Source organism: Paracoccus jiaweipingae (genome assembly GCF_044335505.1).
Taxonomy (GTDB): Bacteria; Pseudomonadota; Alphaproteobacteria; order Rhodobacterales; family Rhodobacteraceae; genus Paracoccus.
Window position 1 is genome coordinate 1 of sequence record NZ_JBISBS010000011.1, and the last position, 17446, is coordinate 17446.

Consider the following 17446-nt stretch of genomic DNA (forward strand, 5'->3'; position numbering starts at 1 on the left):
GTCTTGCCGTGGTCAACGTGACCAATCGTCCCGATGTTGACGTGCGGTTTCGTCCGTTCAAACTTTGCCTTTGCCATGGGCGTGGCTCCTTAAATCTTTGGTTTCGCGAAATGGGCGGGGGTCATCCCCCGCCCTGCCCTGATCAGGCGTATTTCTTCTGGATCTCGTCCGAGATGTTCTGCGGCACGGCTTCGTAATGGTCGAACTGCATCGTGAACACCGCGCGGCCCGAGGACATCGAACGCAGGTTGTTGATATAGCCGAACATATTGGCCAGCGGCACGAAGGCGTCGATGGCGATCGCGTTGCCGCGGGTGTCCTGACCACGGACCATGCCGCGACGGCTGGTCAGATCGCCAATGATCGAACCGGTATATTCTTCCGGCGTGACGACCTCGACCTTCATAATCGGTTCCAGCAGCTTCGCGCCGGCCTTGCGCAGACCTTCACGCATCGCGGCACGGGCCGCGATTTCAAAGGCCAGCACCGACGAGTCGACATCGTGGAACGCACCGTCGATCAGCGCGACCTTGAAGTCGATCACCGGGAAGCCCGCCAGCGGACCGCTGTCCATGACCGACTTGATGCCCTTTTCGACGCCCGGAATATATTCCTTGGGCACCGCACCGCCGACGATTTTCGATTCGAACGAATAGCCTTCGCCCGGCTCGGTCGGGGTGATGACCATCTTGACGCGGGCGAACTGGCCGGTGCCGCCGGTCTGTTTCTTGTGGGTATAGTCGATCTCGGCCTCGGTCGAGATGGTCTCGCGATAGGCCACCTGCGGCGCACCGATATTCGCCTCGACCTTGAACTCGCGCTTCATGCGGTCGACCAGAATGTCGAGGTGTAGTTCGCCCATGCCTTTCATGATCGTCTGACCCGATTCCAGATCGGTTTCGACGCGGAAGGACGGGTCTTCGGCGGCCAGACGCTGAAGGGCGAGGCCCATCTTTTCCTGGTCAGCCTTGGACTTGGGTTCCACGGCGATTTCGATCACCGGGTCGGGGAAGGTCATGGTTTCCAGAACCACCGGTTTGGCCGGGTCACACAGCGTGTCACCGGTGGTGGTTTCTTTCAGACCGGCCAGCGCGATGATGTCGCCGGCGAACGCTTCCTCGATCTCTTCGCGGTTGATGGCGTGCATGATCATCATGCGGCCCACACGCTCGCGCTTGCCCTTGGTCGAGTTCAGCATCTGATCGCCCTTCTTCACCGAACCGGAATAGATCCGGGTGAAGGTCAGCGAACCCACGAACGGGTCGTTCATGATCTTGAACGCCAGCGCGCTGAACGGTTCGGCGTCATCGGCGTTGCGGGCAATGTTGCGTTCTTCCGTTTCGTCATCGGGCGAAAAGCCCATCAGCGTCGGCACGTCCTGCGGACCGGGCAGGAAGTCGATCACGGCGTTCAGCAGCGGCTGCACACCCTTGTTCTTGAACGCCGAACCGGCCAGCATCGGGAAGAACGACATCGACAGACAGCCCTTGCGGATAAGCTTGCGCAGCGTGTCCACGTCAGGTTCGTTGCCTTCCAGATAGGCTTCCATGGCATCGTCGTCTTGCTCGACGGCCAGCTCGATCATGTTCGAACGCCATTCGTCGGCCAGATCCTGAAGCTCGGCACGGATCGGCTGACGGACCCAGCTTGCGCCCAGGTCTTCGCCTTTCCACACCCACTCTTCCATGGTGATCAGGTCGATGATGCCTTCCAGCGTGTCCTCGGCGCCGATCGGCAGGGCGATCGGGCACGGGGTGCCGCCGGTGCGTTCCTTGACCATCTTCACACAGTTGAAGAAGTCGGCACCGATCTTGTCCATCTTGTTGACAAAGACCAGCCGCGGAACCTTGTAACGGTCGGCCTGACGCCACACCGTTTCGGTCTGCGGCTCGACGCCCGCGTTGCCGTCCAGCAGCGCAACGGCACCGTCCAGAACGGCCAGCGAACGCTCGACCTCGATGGTAAAGTCGACGTGGCCGGGGGTGTCGATGATGTTGAACCGGAACTTGGTGTCCGAGGTGCCTTCCGCGGTCGGTTCTTCCTGACGCTGCCAGAAGGTGGTGGTCGCCGCCGAGGTAATGGTGATCCCGCGCTCGGCTTCCTGTTCCATCCAGTCCATCGTCGAGGCGCCGTCATGGGTCTCGCCGATTTTGTGGTTCTTGCCGGTGTAGAACAGGATGCGTTCGGTCATCGTGGTCTTGCCCGCATCAATGTGGGCCATGATCCCGAAGTTCCGATAGCGCGTAAGCGGATATTCGCGTGCCATAAAGGGCCTTCCTTCCGGTTACCAGCGATAATGGCTGAACGCTTTGTTCGCGTCGGCCATCTTGTGGGTGTCTTCGCGCTTCTTCACGGCGGTGCCGCGGCCATTGACGGCATCGGCCAGCTCGCCGGCGAGGCGTTCTTCCATCGTGTTTTCGTTGCGGTTCTTGGCCGCAGCGATCAGCCAGCGGATGGCCAGCGCTTCGCGGCGGGTCGGACGAACCTCGACCGGCACCTGATAGGTGGCACCACCCACCCGGCGAGAGCGAACCTCGACCGAGGGTTTGACGTTGTCCAGCGCTTCGTGGAAGATCTCGATCGGCTCGCGCTTCAGCTTGCCTTCGACGCGATCCAGCGCGTTATAGACGATCTTTTCGGCAACGGATTTCTTGCCGTCGATCATCAGGTTGTTCATGAATTTGGTCAGCACGCGATCGCCATATTTGGCGTCGGGCAGCACTTCGCGTTTTTCAGCGGCGTGACGACGGGACATTCTGCGATCTCCTTACTTCGGACGCTTGGCGCCGTATTTCGAACGACGCTGACGACGGTCTTTGACGCCCTGGGTATCCAGAACACCGCGCAGGATGTGGTAACGCACACCCGGAAGGTCTTTTACACGGCCGCCACGGATCAGCACGACGCTGTGTTCCTGAAGGTTGTGCTTTTCACCCGGGATATAGCTGATCACCTCGAAGCCATTGGTCAGGCGCACCTTGGCGACCTTCCGCATAGCCGAGTTCGGCTTCTTCGGGGTGGTGGTGTAAACGCGGGTGCAGACGCCGCGCTTCTGAGGGTTTCCCTGAAGGTGCTGCGACTTGCTGCGCTGCACCTTGGGCTGCCGCGGTTTGCGGATCAGCTGTTGGATCGTCGGCATTCGGTTCCCCGTCTTGCTTTCGTGTCAATACTCGCACCGGCTGGTGCGCCACTTCTCGACGACATTCCACGCGAATCGTGGAAACGCCAAACCCCATCCTTCCCGTGGCGGGAAAGGACAGGAAATTTTCCAGCGGATCTGGACATTTAGCCCTGACCCAGACCAATCATGGCTCTGGCACCCGCGTGGGCAAGGCCCATCGGGTAGCGGCGCGTATAGGCCCAAACCCCGTCCAAGTCAACAATCGCCGCCGCCCGCGCCCCCGCGACCAAAGCGCCGGGCACCTCGTTCAAGCCGGTCCAGATCGACATTGAACCGCCGGCGCAACAGCCCCGGCCAGTCCGCCGCATCGGCCGGCCAGCCATAGCCCGCGCCCATATCGCCGGAATCGGCATCGTCGTGGATCAGGCGCAGGAACATCGGGTCGCGGGTGATGGCGACATTGGGCATCCACAGCCCGACCTTCCAATGTTCGTAATGCACGGCGCTGCGCGGCAGGTCGGGCGGCAAAAAGATGGTCATCGCGGCGGTGGCGTTATGGGTGATGCGCGGGGTCAGGGTCAGCGCGCCGCCGCGCAGATCCGCCATCACCCCGCGCGCATGGTCGACGCACAGCGCGCGGTCGCGCTGCCACAGCGCGCGCACGGCCTGAAAATCGGCGCGCGCGGCGGCGATGTAATCGACCCCCACCGCGTCATCGTCATCATGCCGGAAATGCCCGATCACATCCGCCGTGTCATCCAGATGCGGGCGCAGCGCGGTCAGGCAGGCCTCCAGATGGCGGTCCATCGGCGGCACCAGCTCCAGTCGCAGCCAGTCGTGATCGCGCGCCAGCCGGTGCAGGCGCGACAGATAGGGCTGGGGCAGGTCGGGACCGGTCATCACCACCAGCGTGAAATCGGTGTCGATCTGTGCCTGCCATGACGGCAGCGCGACATGGCGGAACCAATACCAGCGCCGTTTCAGGCGGTCGGGGTCATACAGAAAGGCCCGCCGTTCGGCCAGCGAGGCATGGTCGACCTGAAAGCCGCGCATCCCCAGATAGGAAAAGCGGCACAACCCCAGCATCTGAACCCGCATCTTCGCCCCCCTTGGACAAGCCCCCGCCCCTGCTTAGCCGGTTCCCGCCCGCCACGCCATCCGCCCGACCGATCAGCGGGCCGCAATGCGCTGGTGCAGACCCCTTGCACCAAGGTCCGGCGGGTGGGGCGGCACCGTAAGCCCACATCCGGCTGATCACCCGCTAGACAGGTAATAAGGGGACGGGACTTCTGCCCGGTCGGGGGCCGGACAGGGGGCGGGCGCCGGGCTGCCCCCCCGCCCTAGCTGTGGGTGCCATCACGCGTGCCGTTTGCATCCTGCCCGATTATGCAATGATCTGCGCCTGCGATGCCACCTCACCCGCCGAACCCTTATCGGGATAACGGTCGCGCCCGGCGCATGGGGCGCGTCCGTCGCACGTGGCTCACAGACACACGCGGGGGGCCTTGCGAGCCAACCGGGCGCGCGGCCCGTGGTCCGGCGGGACAGGAACAGGGCGGTGTCGCGCACGAAAAAGGCCGGGCGCATGGCCCGGCCTTTCCCGATGATGTGTGATCCGAAGATCAGGCCTCGTCGCCACCCTCGACCGGGGCCGCGGGGGCGGCTTCGGTGACGGGGGTCTGCGCCTCGATCAGCGCGGCGGCGGCTTCGGCCTCGGCGCGGCGGGCTTCGATCACCTCGCTGTCGCGATCGGCGGCGATCTTGCGCAGACGGGTGGTCGCGCCGCCGGTGCCCGCCGGGATCAGACGCCCGACGATGACGTTTTCCTTCAGGCCGACCAGCTTGTCGCGCTTGCCCTGAACCGATGCCTCGGTCAGCACGCGCGTGGTCTCCTGGAAGGACGCGGCACTGATGAAGCTGCGGGTTTGCAGCGACGCCTTGGTGATCCCCAGCAGAACCGGTTCGCCGCTGGCGGGGGTGCCGCCTTTGGCTTCGATCTTGGCGTTTTCCTCGTCGAACTCGTCACGGTCGACATGTTCGCCCTTCAGCAGCGTGGTATCGCCACTGTCGAGGATCTCGATCTTTTGCAGCATCTGGCGAACGATCACCTCGATGTGCTTGTCGTTGATCTTCACGCCTTGCAGCCGGTAAACGTCCTGCACCTCGTCGATCAGGTAATCGGCCAAAGCCTCGATCCCCATGATCCGCAGGATGTCATGCGGTGCCGGGTTGCCATCCATGATATAGTCACCCTTCTGCACGAAGTCGCCTTCCTGCACCGGGATGTGCTTGCCTTTCGGCACCATGTATTCGACGGCATCGGCCCCCTCGGTCGCGGGTTCGATGCTGATGCGGCGCTTGTTCTTATAGTCCTTGCCAAAGCGCACATAGCCGTCGATTTCGGCAATGATCGCGTGATCCTTGGGACGACGGGCCTCGAACAGTTCGGCCACGCGGGGCAGACCCCCGGTGATGTCCTTGGTCTTGGCACCTTCGCGCGGGATACGCGCCACAACGTCACCCGGACGCACCTCTTGCCCGTCTTCGACCGACAGAATGGCGTCCACCGACATGGGATAGCTGACCGGGTTGCCCTGATCGTTGCGCACCGGTTCGCCCGCTTCATCGACGATGATGATTTCAGGCTTCAGTTCATTGCCCTTGGGCGCCGAACGCCAGTCGGACACGATCTTCTGGGTCATGCCGGTGGCATCGTCGGTTTCGTCCCGAACCGACAGGCCGGTGATCAGGTCGACAAACTTGGCCTTGCCGCCCTTTTCCGCCAGAATCGGCAGGGTATAGGGGTCCCATTCGAACAGCTTGGCGCCGCGACCGACCTCTTCCCCGTCCTTCACCATGACCTTGCTGCCATAGGACAGCTTGTGGCTGGACCGTTCCTGCCCCTGATCGTCGACAACGACCAGCTGCATGTTGCGGCCCATGACCACCTGTTCGCCATTGGCGTTGGTGATCAGGTTCGGGTTGCGGAATTCGACCTTACCGGGCTGCGAGGCCGCGGCGAAGGACTGTTGACCACCCTGCGCAATACCGCCGATGTGGAACGTCCGCATCGTCAGCTGCGTCCCCGGTTCCCCGATGGACTGGGCCGCGATGATGCCGACGGCCTCGCCGATATTGACCAGCGTGCCGCGGGCCAGATCGCGGCCATAGCACAGCGCGCAGACGCCGTCCTCGGACTCGCAGGTCAGGGCCGAACGGATGCGCACGGTCTGCACACCCGCCTGCTTGATCACGTCAGCCTTGCGTTCGTCGATAACCTCGTTGCGGCGCACCAGAACGGTGTCTTCGCCCGGCACCAGAACGTCCTCGGCCGCGACACGGCCCAGAATGCGTTCCGACAGCGGCGCGATGACTTCGCCATCATTGACGGCGGCCTGCGCGGTGATCGCCTGCTCGGTGCCGCAATCATGTTCGCGGATGATGCAGTCCTGCGCCACGTCGACCAGACGGCGGGTCAGATAGCCCGAGTTCGCCGTCTTAAGCGCCGTATCCGACAGACCTTTCCGCGCCCCGTGGGTCGAGTTGAAGTATTCAAGAACGGTCAGACCTTCCTTGAAGTTCGAGATGATCGGCGTCTCGATGATCTCGCCCGAGGGTTTGGCCATCAGGCCGCGCATCCCGCCAAGCTGTTTCATCTGGTTGACCGAACCCCGCGCGCCCGAATGGGCCATCATGTAAACGCTGTTGGGTTCCTGTTCGACGCCGTCCTGAATCTTCTTGGCCGAGATGGTGTTCATCATCGCCTCGGTGACGCGGTCGTTACATTTCGACCACGCATCGACGACTTTGTTGTATTTCTCGCCCTGGGTGATCAGGCCGTCCAGATATTGCTGTTCGAACTCTTTCACCTGATCCTGAACTTCGCCCACGATGTCCCATTTCGCATCCGGGATCACCATGTCGTTCTTGCCGAACGAGATCCCGGCGCGGAACGCCTCGCGGAAACCAAGGCCCATGACCTGGTCACAGAAGATCACCGACTCTTTCTGGCCGCAGTAGCGATAGACGGTGTCAATGACCTGCTGCACGTCTTTCTTGCGCAGCAGACGGTTGACCAGTTCGAACGGCGCCTTGGCGTTCATCGGCAGCAGCGCCCCCAGACGAATGCGGCCCGGCGTGGTTTCAAAGCGCTTCAGCACCTCGTTGCCGTCCTCGTCGATCTGGCGGATGCGGGCCGTGACCTTGGCGTGCAGATGCACCTGACCCGAGGCCAGCGCGTGTTCGACCTCTTCGATATTGGCGAACATCATGCCTTCGCCCTTCATGCCTTCGCGCATCATGGTCGTGTAATACAGACCAAGGATCATGTCCTGCGACGGAACGATGATCGGCGCGCCGTTGGCGGGCGACAGAACGTTGTTGGTCGACATCATCAGAACGCGCGCTTCCAGCTGTGCCTCAAGGCTCAGCGGGACGTGCACGGCCATCTGGTCGCCGTCAAAGTCGGCGTTGAAGGCCGAACAGACCAGCGGGTGCAGCTGGATGGCCTTGCCTTCGATCAGGATCGGCTCGAACGCCTGAATCCCCAGACGGTGCAGCGTCGGCGCGCGGTTCAGCAGAACCGGGTGTTCGCGGATCACCTCGTCAAGGATGTCCCAGACTTCGGGGCGCTCTTTTTCGACCAGCTTTTTCGCCTGTTTGACGGTGCTGGAATAGCCCTTGGCCTCAAGCCGCGAATAGATGAAGGGCTTGAACAGCTCCAGCGCCATTTTCTTGGGCAGGCCGCACTGATGCAGCTTCAGCTCCGGCCCGGTCACGATGACCGAACGGCCCGAAAAGTCGACGCGTTTACCCAGAAGGTTCTGACGGAAACGGCCCTGTTTGCCTTTCAGCATGTCCGACAGCGATTTCAGCGGGCGACGGTTATTGCCCGTGATCACCCGGCCGCGACGGCCGTTGTCGAACAGCGCATCGACCGATTCCTGCAACATCCGCTTTTCGTTGCGCACGATGATATCAGGCGCGCGCAGCTCGATCAGGCGTTTCAGACGGTTGTTGCGGTTGATGACGCGGCGATACAGATCGTTCAGATCCGAGGTCGCAAACCGGCCCCCATCCAGCGGCACCAGCGGGCGCAGTTCCGGCGGGATGACCGGGATCACCGTCAGCACCATCCATTCCGGGCGGTTGCCCGATTCCAGGAAGGATTCAACGATTTTCAGACGCTTGATGATCTTTTTCGGCTTCAGCTCGCCGGTGGCCTCTTTCAGGTCCTCGCGCAGCTGTTCCGCCGTGGTCGCCAGGTCGATATTGGCCAGCATCTGGCGGATCGCCTCGGCGCCGATATCGGCGCTGAACGCGTCGGCGCCATATTGGTCCTGCGCGTCGATATATTCTTCCTCGGTCAGCAACTGGCCATAGGTCAGGTCGGTCAGACCGGGTTCGATCACCACATAGTTTTCGAAATACAGCACGCGTTCCAGATCGCGCAGCGTCATGTCCAGCATCAGACCGATGCGCGAGGGCAGCGATTTCAGGAACCAGATATGCGCGACCGGCGCGGCCAGTTCGATATGGCCCATGCGTTCGCGGCGGACCTTTTGCAGGGTCACCTCGACGCCGCATTTCTCGCAGACAAGGCCGCGATATTTCATGCGCTTATATTTGCCGCACAGGCATTCATAGTCCTTGATCGGGCCAAAAATGCGCGCGCAGAACAAACCATCACGTTCGGGCTTGAACGTGCGATAGTTGATCGTCTCGGGCTTTTTGACCTCGCCATAGGACCACGCGAGGATTTCCTCGGGCGATGCCAGCGAGATCTTGATTTGGTCGAACTGCCGCGGCTGCGCCAGCGGGTTCAGGGGGTTGGTGGCAAGTTCCTGGTTCATTGCACAATCCTTGTATCAGGCCGAAGGGGAAAAAGTGGGGCGCAGCGGCGCCCTCACTCGTCCTCCTCCGAGTCCAGGAGTTCCATGTTGAGGCCCAGACCCCGGACCTCTTTGACCAGAACGTTGAACGATTCCGGCACGCCGGCTTCGAAATTGTCCTCGCCCTTCACGATGCTTTCATAGACCTTGGTCCGGCCTGCCACGTCATCCGACTTGACCGTCAGCATTTCCTGCAGGGTATAGGCGGCGCCATAGGCTTCCAGTGCCCAGACCTCCATCTCACCCAGACGCTGACCACCGAACTGGGCCTTACCACCCAGCGGCTGCTGGGTCACAAGGCTGTACGGGCCGGTCGACCGCGCGTGCATCTTGTCATCGACAAGGTGGTGCAGCTTCAGAACATATTTGAAGCCCACCGTGACCGGGCGCGCGAACTGTTCGCCGGTGCGGCCGTCAAAGACCACCGACTGCGCCGAGGTGTCGAACCCGGCACGGGTCAGCGCGTCGTTGATGTCGGCCTCTTTTGCACCGTCGAAAACCGGGGTCGCGATCGGCACACCGCCGCGAACGGTTTCGGCATGTTCGACCAGCTTGTCGTCATCCAGATCAGCGAACATTTCGGTATACAGTTCATCGCCGTAACCGTTCTGCATCGCCTCGCGCACCGGGGTCATGTCGCCATTACGGCGATAATCTTCCAGCGCTTCGTTGATCTTCAGACCCAGCGCACGCGACGCCCAACCCATGTGGGTTTCAAGGATCTGACCGACGTTCATCCGCGACGGCACGCCAAGCGGGTTCAGCACCAGGTCAACCGGCGTCCCGTCGGCCAGGAAGGGCATGTCTTCCATCGGCACGACCTTGGACACGACACCTTTGTTCCCGTGACGACCGGCCATCTTGTCGCCGGCCTGAAGCTTGCGCTTCACGGCGACAAAGACCTTGACCATCTTCATCACGCCCGGCGGCAGGTCGTCGCCCTGACGGACCTTCTCGACCTTGTCTTCAAAGCGGTTTTCCAGCGCCTTTTTCTGAACGGTATATTGCTCGTTCAGGGCCTCGACCTCTTTGGCGGTGTCCTCGTGTTCGACCGCAAGCTGCCACCACAGACCGCGCGACAGGGTGCCAAGCAGGTCTTCGGTGATCTCGCTGCCCGACTTGACGCCTTTCGGGCCTTTGACAGCCGTCTGGCCAAGGATCAGCGATTTCAGACGCGCATAGAAGTTGCGGTCCAGAATCGCCATCTCGTCATCGCGGTCACGGGCCAGACGTTCGACTTCCTCGCGCTCGATTTGCAGGGCGCGTTCGTCCTTGTCGACGCCGTGGCGGTTAAAGACGCGCACCTCGACGATGGTGCCATAGGCCCCCGGCGGCAGACGCAGGCTGGTATCGCGCACATCGGACGCTTTTTCACCAAAGATGGCGCGCAGCAGCTTTTCCTCGGGCGTCATCGGGCTTTCGCCCTTGGGGGTGATCTTGCCGACCAGAATGTCGCCCGGCCCGACCTCGGCCCCGATATAGACGATGCCCGCCTCGTCAAGGTTGCGCAGCGCTTCCTCGCCCACGTTCGGGATGTCGCGGGTGATCTCTTCCGGCCCCAGCTTGGTGTCGCGGGCCGCCACTTCGTATTCGTCGATATGAATCGAGGTGAACACGTCGTCGCGGTGAATCCGCTCGGAGATCAGGATCGAGTCTTCGTAGTTATAGCCGTTCCACGGCATGAACGCGACGACCACGTTTTTCCCGATGGCCAGCTCGCCCCGGTCGGTCGACGGCCCATCCGCGATCACCTGATCTTTGGTGACTTTCTCGCCCACCTTGACCAGCGGTTTCTGGTTGATGGTCGACGACTGGTTCGAACGTTTGAACTTGCGCAGACGATAAATATCCACGCCCGCATCGCCCGCACCCAGATCCTCGGTCGCGCGCACAACGATCCGCTGTGCATCGACCTGATCGACCACGCCGGTGCGTTTGGCCATGATCGCGGCACCGGAATCGCGGGCCACGATGGCCTCCATCCCGGTGCCGACATAGGGCGCCTCGGCCCGCAACAGCGGAACCGCCTGACGTTGCATGTTGGCGCCCATCAGCGCGCGGTTGGCGTCGTCATTTTCAAGGAAGGGGATCAGCGCCGCAGCCACCGACACCAGCTGTTTGGGCGACACGTCGATCAGGTCAACCGCATCCACCGGGTTCAGCATGAAATCGCCCGCCTGACGGGTGCTGACCAGTTCCTGAACGAACTTGCCCTCGCCGTCCAGTTCCGCGTTGGCCTGCGCCACGGTGTGACGCATTTCCTCGGTCGCAGACATATAGACGACATCATCGGTCACCTGACCGTCGATCACGCGACGATAGGGGGTTTCGATGAACCCGTATTTATTGACGCGGGCAAAGGTCGCAAGGCTGTTGATCAGACCGATGTTCTGACCTTCCGGCGTCTCGATCGGACACATCCGGCCATAATGGGTCGGGTGAACGTCGCGCACCTCGAAACCCGCGCGTTCACGGGTCAGACCGCCCGGCCCAAGGGCCGACAGGCGGCGCTTATGCGTCACCTCGGACAGCGGGTTGGTCTGGTCCATGAACTGCGACAACTGGCTGGAGCCGAAGAATTCGCGCACCGCCGCCGCCGCCGGTTTGGCGTTGATCAGGTCCTGCGGCATGACGGTGTCGATCTCGACCCCCGACATGCGTTCGCGGATGGCACGCTCCATGCGCAGCAGGCCGACACGATACTGGTTTTCCATCAGCTCGCCGACCGAACGGACACGACGGTTGCCAAGGTGGTCGATATCGTCGATCTCGCCCTTGCCGTCGCGCAGCTCGACCAGCGCCTTGACACAGGCCTTGATGTCCTCGGGGCGCAGGGTGCGCTGGGTGTCAGGGGCATCCAGATCCAGACGCATGTTCATCTTGACCCGGCCCACGGCGGACAGGTCATAACGCTCGGAATCGAAGAACAGGCTGTCAAACAGGGCGCTGGCGGCCTCGACGGTGGGGGGTTCGCCGGGGCGCATGACGCGATAAATATCGGTCAGCGCGGTGTCGCGGTTCATGTTCTTGTCCGCGGCCATGGTGTTGCGGATATAGGCGCCGACATTGACGTTGTCGATGTCCAGAACCGGAATGTCAGTGACGCCGTTATCCAGCAGCACCTTCAGCAGCCCGCCGGACAGATCGCCATCCTTGTCGTATTCGGCGGTGATCTCGTCACCCGCCTCGGCATAGATGAAGCCGGTGGATTCGTTGATGATATCCTTGGCGACGAAGCGGCCGATAATGGTGTCGAACGGCACCAGCAGGTTCACCTGCTCGCCGGTTTCCAGCAGCTTTTTCACCAGACGCGGGGTGACTTTGTCGCCGGCCTTGGTGATCACCTCGCCGGTATCGGCATTGACCAGATCATAGGACGGACGGGTGCCGCGCACACGTTCCGGGAAGAACCGCGTGACCCAGCCCTTGTTCTTTTCCAGCCGGTAATCGACGGTTTCATAGAAGGCATCCATGATGCCTTCCTGATCCATCCCCAGCGCATAAAGCAGCGTCGTCACCGGCAGCTTGCGGCGACGGTCGATGCGCGCAAAGACCAGATCCTTGGCATCAAATTCGAAATCCAGCCACGAGCCGCGATACGGGATGATCCGGCAGGCGAACAGCAGCTTGCCCGAGCTGTGCGTCTTGCCGCGATCGTGGTCAAAGAACACGCCGGGGCTGCGGTGCATCTGGCTGACCACCACCCGTTCGGTGCCGTTGACGATGAAGGTGCCGTTCTGGGTCATCAGGGGCATGTCGCCCATGAACACGTCCTGTTCCTTGATGTCCTTGACCGACTTGGCGCCGGTGTTTTCATCGACATCGAACACGATCAGACGCAGCGTCACCTTCAGCGGCGCAGCATAGGTCATGTCGCGCTGCTGGCATTCATCGACGTCGTATTTCGGCTTTTCCAGCTCGTATTTCACGAATTCCAGAACAGCGGTTTCGTTGAAACCCTTGATCGGGAACACCGACTGGAAAACACCCTGAATCCCCTCGCCATCCTCGTGGGCCTCGGTCTCGCCCGACCGCAGAAACAGGTCATAGCTGGATTTCTGAACCTCGATGAGGTTCGGCATCTCAAGCACTTCACGGATGTTGCCATAGTAACGCCGGATGCGCTTCTGGCCGACATAGTTCATCGCCATGGGTGGTCTTGCCTTTCGTCATCGCACCTCGGCACCGTCGGGGCCCGGACCGGGGCAGCTTGCGAATAAGGGAACAGGTTCCATTCATGCACGCCGTCCCACCGGCATACTCCCGAACCTGAAGCTCACCTTGGGAAAGGGCCGCAGGGGCAAGCCCCTTTCCAAGACGCGCTCGGCAGGGACCGGGGAAACCCCCGGACCCTGCCTTTTTCATCATACCGTTTTGCGACCCAAGGGCCGACAGCCGGATTACTTCAGCTCGACTTTCGCGCCGGCAGCTTCCAGCTTTTTCTTGATTTCTTCGGCTTCGTCTTTGGCAGCGCCTTCTTTGACTTTGCCGCCGGCCTCGACCAGTTCTTTGGCTTCTTTCAGGCCCAGACCGGTGATGCCGCGCACTTCTTTGATCACGTTGATCTTGTTGGCGCCGGCGTCGGTCAGAACGACGTCGAATTCGGTTTTTTCTTCGGCGGCTTCGGCAGCACCAGCAGCCGGGCCAGCCATCATCACGGCGCCGCCGGCGGCGGGTTCGATGCCGTACTCATCCTTCAGGATGGTTTTCAGTTCCTGGGCTTCCAGCAGGGTCAGGCCCACGATTTCTTCGGCGAGTTTTTTCAGATCAGCCATTTTCACAGTTCCATAAGATTGGTGTTCCAACGTCGGGTTTCAACCCACGAGGGGACAGGGATTGCCTCAGGCAGCCTCACGCTCTTCCAGAGTCGTAAGGATGCTCGCGATGTTGCTTGCAGGTGCGCCAATAGCACCGGCGATGTTCGAAGCGGGCGCCCCGATGCAGCCGACGATCGAAGCGATAAGCTCTTCACGCGACGGCATGGCGGCGACGGCTTTCACACCGGCCGGGTCCAGAGCCGTGTCGCCCATAGCACCGCCCAGAACGACGAATTTATCGTTGTCCTTGGCATACTTGTCCGCAACCCGCGCCGCAGCGGTCGGGTCCTCGGAATAGGCGAGAACGGTCATGCCCGTCAGATAGTCGGCAATGCTTGCGCAAGGCTTCCCATCCAGGGCGATCTTGGCGAGCCTGTTCTTGGCAACACGAACGAACCCGCCTTCTTCGCGCATCCGCGCGCGCAGGTCCTGCATTTCGGCAACCGTCATCCCTTCGTAGCGGGCAACCACCACGACGCCAGAGGCTTCAAACACTTGGCCGAGTTCGTCGACCACCTGTTGTTTTTGCGCTCTATCCACGGTTTCACTCCAAGTTTGGGGGTTTCCCCCCGGCTCACTTTTCCCTGCCCGCAAGGGACAGGGCCGGGTCCGCTGGCGATGGACCCGAGATCACCCGAACAAAAAGCACGGGAAAATGGCCTCGATTTCCATCTCGGGAAGGAAATTAAGCCGCAAGCGGCACCCTCCGTCTCGGACAGGTAACAGAAGGGCACCGCGAATCACGGCCCCCTCTGAAGCGTCGTCACTAGCCGCAGACAGCCCGGATTGCAAGCCTTGCATCGGGACGCCCGGAACACTCGGCGCGACCCGCCCTTTCCGCAAACACACATGCGTGCTATGGCTATGAAAACATTGGGGACCAAAAGACGAAATGACCCGGATCTTTGGATATCTTCGCTTTTCCTATCTCGGACGCAGTGATGTCAAACTGGCGCGAAGCACGGATGATCTGGCCTATCGTGCCAGCGTGCTCTATACCCCCGAGCGGCTGGAAGAACGGTTTTATTTTTTCGAAAAGATTTGCCTCCCCTCGCTGAAATGGCAAACCGATCAGGATTTCAAATTTGCCATCTTCACCTCGCCCGAGCTTCCCTCGGCTTATCAGGAACGCCTTCGCAAGGCGATCGACGGCATTCCACAGGCGGAAATCGTCTATGACACGGCAAGCCACATCACCCATGCTATCGACCCGTGGATGCAAAGGCAGGATGCCGTAAAAAGGACCCGGACCGTTCATTTCCGGCTGGATGACGATGATGCATTGTCCACGGACTTCGTTGCCACGCTGCGCGAACATCTGGATCGGGTTCCCGACCGCGCGATCATCACACGGCCAAATGGCCTGTTCCTGATTAACACCCCGGAAGGTCCGGAACTTCTTGCCAAATTCGAGCCATATATTGCCATCGGTTTTGCAATTGTTAACCCGCCGGGGCTGATCCATAACCCTTATGCCCTGCAACATGGGGGCCATTTCCGCACAGTGCCGTCCCTGATGCTGCCGGGTCCGTTTGCCTATATCCACACCGCCCATGCGGAATCGGACACGCGCGAGGCACAGTCGCGCAAACTGAAACATGCGCGGAATGAACATCAGCGGCTTTTCGGAAGGATGCCACGCCGTTTCCGCCTGGGCGTGCGCCGCCAGTTCAACGATTTTCGTCCCGAATATTTCCACCGCATCATTCAGGCGGCACCTTCGGTTATTGCCGGGCCCGAAAAAGACGAGGCCCCGGCAACACTGCCAGAGCCTCGTCCAGATTCCGATATCTGAGGCGGGCGTCAGCCCGCCGTAACGGCCGAAGCGACGTCGATCGACACGCCCGGACCCATGGTCGAGCTGATCGAGACTTTTTTCATATAAGTGCCTTTGGCGCCCGAGGGCTTGGCCTTGTTCACCGCATCCACGAAGGCGCGCAGGTTTTCGACCAGCTTGCCCTCGTCAAAGGACACTTTGCCGATCATGCCATGCACGACACCGGCTTTCTCGGCCTTGAACTGCACTTCACCACCCTTGGCGGCTTCGACAGCGGCTTTGACATCCATGGTCACGGTGCCGACCTTGGGGTTCGGCATCAGGTTGCGCGGACCCAGGATCTTGCCCAGACGGCCGACCAGCGGCATCATGTCGGGGGTCGCGATCACGCGGTCAAAGTCCAGATTGCCGCCCTGGATCGATTCCATCAGGTCCTCGGCGCCCACGACTTCTGCGCCGGCGGCCTTGGCTTCGTCAGCCTTGGGACCACGGGCGAAAACCGCAACGCGAACGTCCTTGCCGGTGCCGTTCGGCAGCGCGACGACGCCGCGAACCATCTGGTCGGCGTGACGCGGATCGACACCAAGGTTCAGCGCGATTTCGACGGTTTCGTCGAACTTGGCCGAAGCAGCGGTTTTGACCAGCTTGACGGCGTCCTCGACGGTCAGGTTGGCTTTGCCAGCGAAGGTTTCGCGGGCGGCTTTGGTGCGTTTACCCAGTTTCGCCATGACTTACCCCTTCACCTCGATGCCGATCGACCGGGCGGAACCCAGAATGATCTGCATCGCCTGATCGACGTCATTGGCCGACAGGTCTTTCATCTTCATCTCGGCGATCTCGCGGACCTGCTTGACGGTCACGGTGCCAGCAACATCACGACCCGGCTTTTCCGACCCTTTCGGGCGGTTACGCTTGCCGACCGGCTTGAGGCCAGCGGCCTTTTTCAGCAGGAACGAGGCCGGCGGGGTCTTGGTTTCAAAGGTGAACGACTTGTCCGCGTAATAGGTGATGATCACCGGAACGGGCGAGCCCTTCTCCATCTCCTGCGTTTTGGCGTTGAACGCCTTGCAGAATTCCATGATGTTGATACCGCGCTGACCCAGCGCAGGACCGACGGGGGGCGACGGGTTGGCTTCGCCCGCCTTGATTTGCAGCTTCAGCTGCCCGACAACTTTCTTGGCCATGTGGCCCTCTCCTTATCATCACGCCCATGCGGTGGCACAGGCCCTGACTTAGCGGTTCGGCATCACGCCTCCCGCACGAACACTCAGGCGGTTTTCGACACCTGAGTAAACTCCAGCTCGACCGGCGTGGGCCGGCCAAAGATCGACACCGTCACCTTCAGGCGGCTGGCGGCATCGTCCACTTCCTCGACCATCCCCGAGAAGCCCTCGAACGGGCCATCGGTCACGCTGACCTTTTCCCCGACATCAAAGCGGATCAGGTTGCGCGGCGCGGCCTCTTCGCCATCGCCGGTGCGGTTCAGGATCGCGTTCACCTCGTCGTCGCGCATCGGCATCGGCTTGCCCTGCGCGCCCAAGAACCCGGTCACGCGGTTGATCGAGTTGACAAGGTGATAGCTGCGGTCGTTCATCTCCATCCGCACCAGAACATAGCCGGGCATAAAGCGACGCTCGCTGGTGACTTTCTTGCCGCGGCGGATCTCGATCACCTCTTCGGTGGGGACCAGAACCTCTTCGATCTGGTCCTCAAGTCCCTTTTCTTCCACGGCCTGACGAATCGCCTCAGCGACCTTTTTCTCAAAGTTCGACAGGACGCTGACCGAATACCAACGCTTTGCCATGTCTCGATCGACCCCTGTGACCCGTGTTTCGTTTCA

12 protein-coding genes are annotated in these 17446 nt (G+C 61.3%); 1 reads left to right on the top strand and 11 read right to left on the bottom strand.

The window, feature by feature from the left end; translation table 11 throughout:
• Positions 1-142: 142 nt before the first annotated feature.
• The 8 genes from fusA to rplJ all read right to left on the bottom strand — a co-directional run bounded on the left by fusA (position 143) and on the right by rplJ (position 14369).
• On the bottom strand, positions 143-2266 hold the full coding sequence (gene fusA, locus ACFXP9_RS14080; RefSeq protein ID WP_397209399.1) for an elongation factor G: 2124 nt from the start codon (positions 2264-2266) through the stop codon (positions 143-145).
• Between the two features lie 18 nt (positions 2267-2284).
• Positions 2285-2755 (bottom strand): 30S ribosomal protein S7, encoded by a 471-nt coding sequence (rpsG, locus tag ACFXP9_RS14085; RefSeq protein WP_397209398.1) that lies wholly within the window; start codon positions 2753-2755, stop codon positions 2285-2287.
• Between the two features lie 12 nt (positions 2756-2767).
• The gene (rpsL, locus tag ACFXP9_RS14090; protein ID WP_073068257.1) at positions 2768-3139 is read right to left on the bottom strand and encodes a 30S ribosomal protein S12; all 372 of its coding nucleotides are present in this window, start codon (positions 3137-3139) and stop codon (positions 2768-2770) included.
• 237 nt (positions 3140-3376) lie between these two features.
• Positions 3377-4219 (bottom strand): glycosyltransferase, encoded by an 843-nt coding sequence (locus ACFXP9_RS14095; RefSeq protein WP_397209397.1) that lies wholly within the window; start codon positions 4217-4219, stop codon positions 3377-3379.
• Between the two features lie 524 nt (positions 4220-4743).
• Complete coding sequence (rpoC, locus tag ACFXP9_RS14100; protein WP_397210303.1) at positions 4744-8973, bottom strand: DNA-directed RNA polymerase subunit beta'; 4230 nt, start codon at positions 8971-8973, stop codon at positions 4744-4746.
• Positions 8974-9026: 53 nt separating this feature from the next.
• Entirely contained in the window at positions 9027-13163 is a 4137-nt protein-coding gene (rpoB, locus tag ACFXP9_RS14105; RefSeq protein ID WP_397209395.1) for a DNA-directed RNA polymerase subunit beta, read from the bottom strand.
• Between the two features lie 249 nt (positions 13164-13412).
• On the bottom strand, positions 13413-13787 hold the full coding sequence (gene rplL / locus ACFXP9_RS14110) for a 50S ribosomal protein L7/L12 (RefSeq protein WP_397209394.1): 375 nt from the start codon (positions 13785-13787) through the stop codon (positions 13413-13415).
• Positions 13788-13853: 66 nt separating this feature from the next.
• A complete protein-coding gene (rplJ, locus tag ACFXP9_RS14115) occupies positions 13854-14369 on the bottom strand; it encodes a 50S ribosomal protein L10 (protein WP_397209393.1) in 516 nt (171 codons plus the stop codon).
• Positions 14370-14721: 352 nt separating this feature from the next.
• Here rplJ and ACFXP9_RS14120 point away from each other — a divergent pair, with 352 nt between their 5' ends.
• Entirely contained in the window at positions 14722-15624 is a 903-nt protein-coding gene (locus ACFXP9_RS14120; RefSeq protein WP_397209392.1) for a glycosyltransferase, read from the top strand.
• An 8-nt stretch (positions 15625-15632) separates the two neighbouring features.
• Here ACFXP9_RS14120 and rplA read toward each other — a convergent pair whose 3' ends face one another.
• From rplA to nusG, 3 genes are all read right to left on the bottom strand, one after another.
• Positions 15633-16334, bottom strand: coding sequence for a 50S ribosomal protein L1 (rplA, locus tag ACFXP9_RS14125; protein ID WP_397209391.1), 702 nt, complete (start codon positions 16332-16334; stop codon positions 15633-15635).
• Between the two features lie 3 nt (positions 16335-16337).
• The gene (rplK, locus tag ACFXP9_RS14130) at positions 16338-16790 is read right to left on the bottom strand and encodes a 50S ribosomal protein L11 (RefSeq protein ID WP_397209390.1); all 453 of its coding nucleotides are present in this window, start codon (positions 16788-16790) and stop codon (positions 16338-16340) included.
• An 83-nt stretch (positions 16791-16873) separates the two neighbouring features.
• The gene (gene nusG / locus ACFXP9_RS14135; RefSeq protein ID WP_397209389.1) at positions 16874-17410 is read right to left on the bottom strand and encodes a transcription termination/antitermination protein NusG; all 537 of its coding nucleotides are present in this window, start codon (positions 17408-17410) and stop codon (positions 16874-16876) included.
• Positions 17411-17446: the final 36 nt, after the last annotated feature.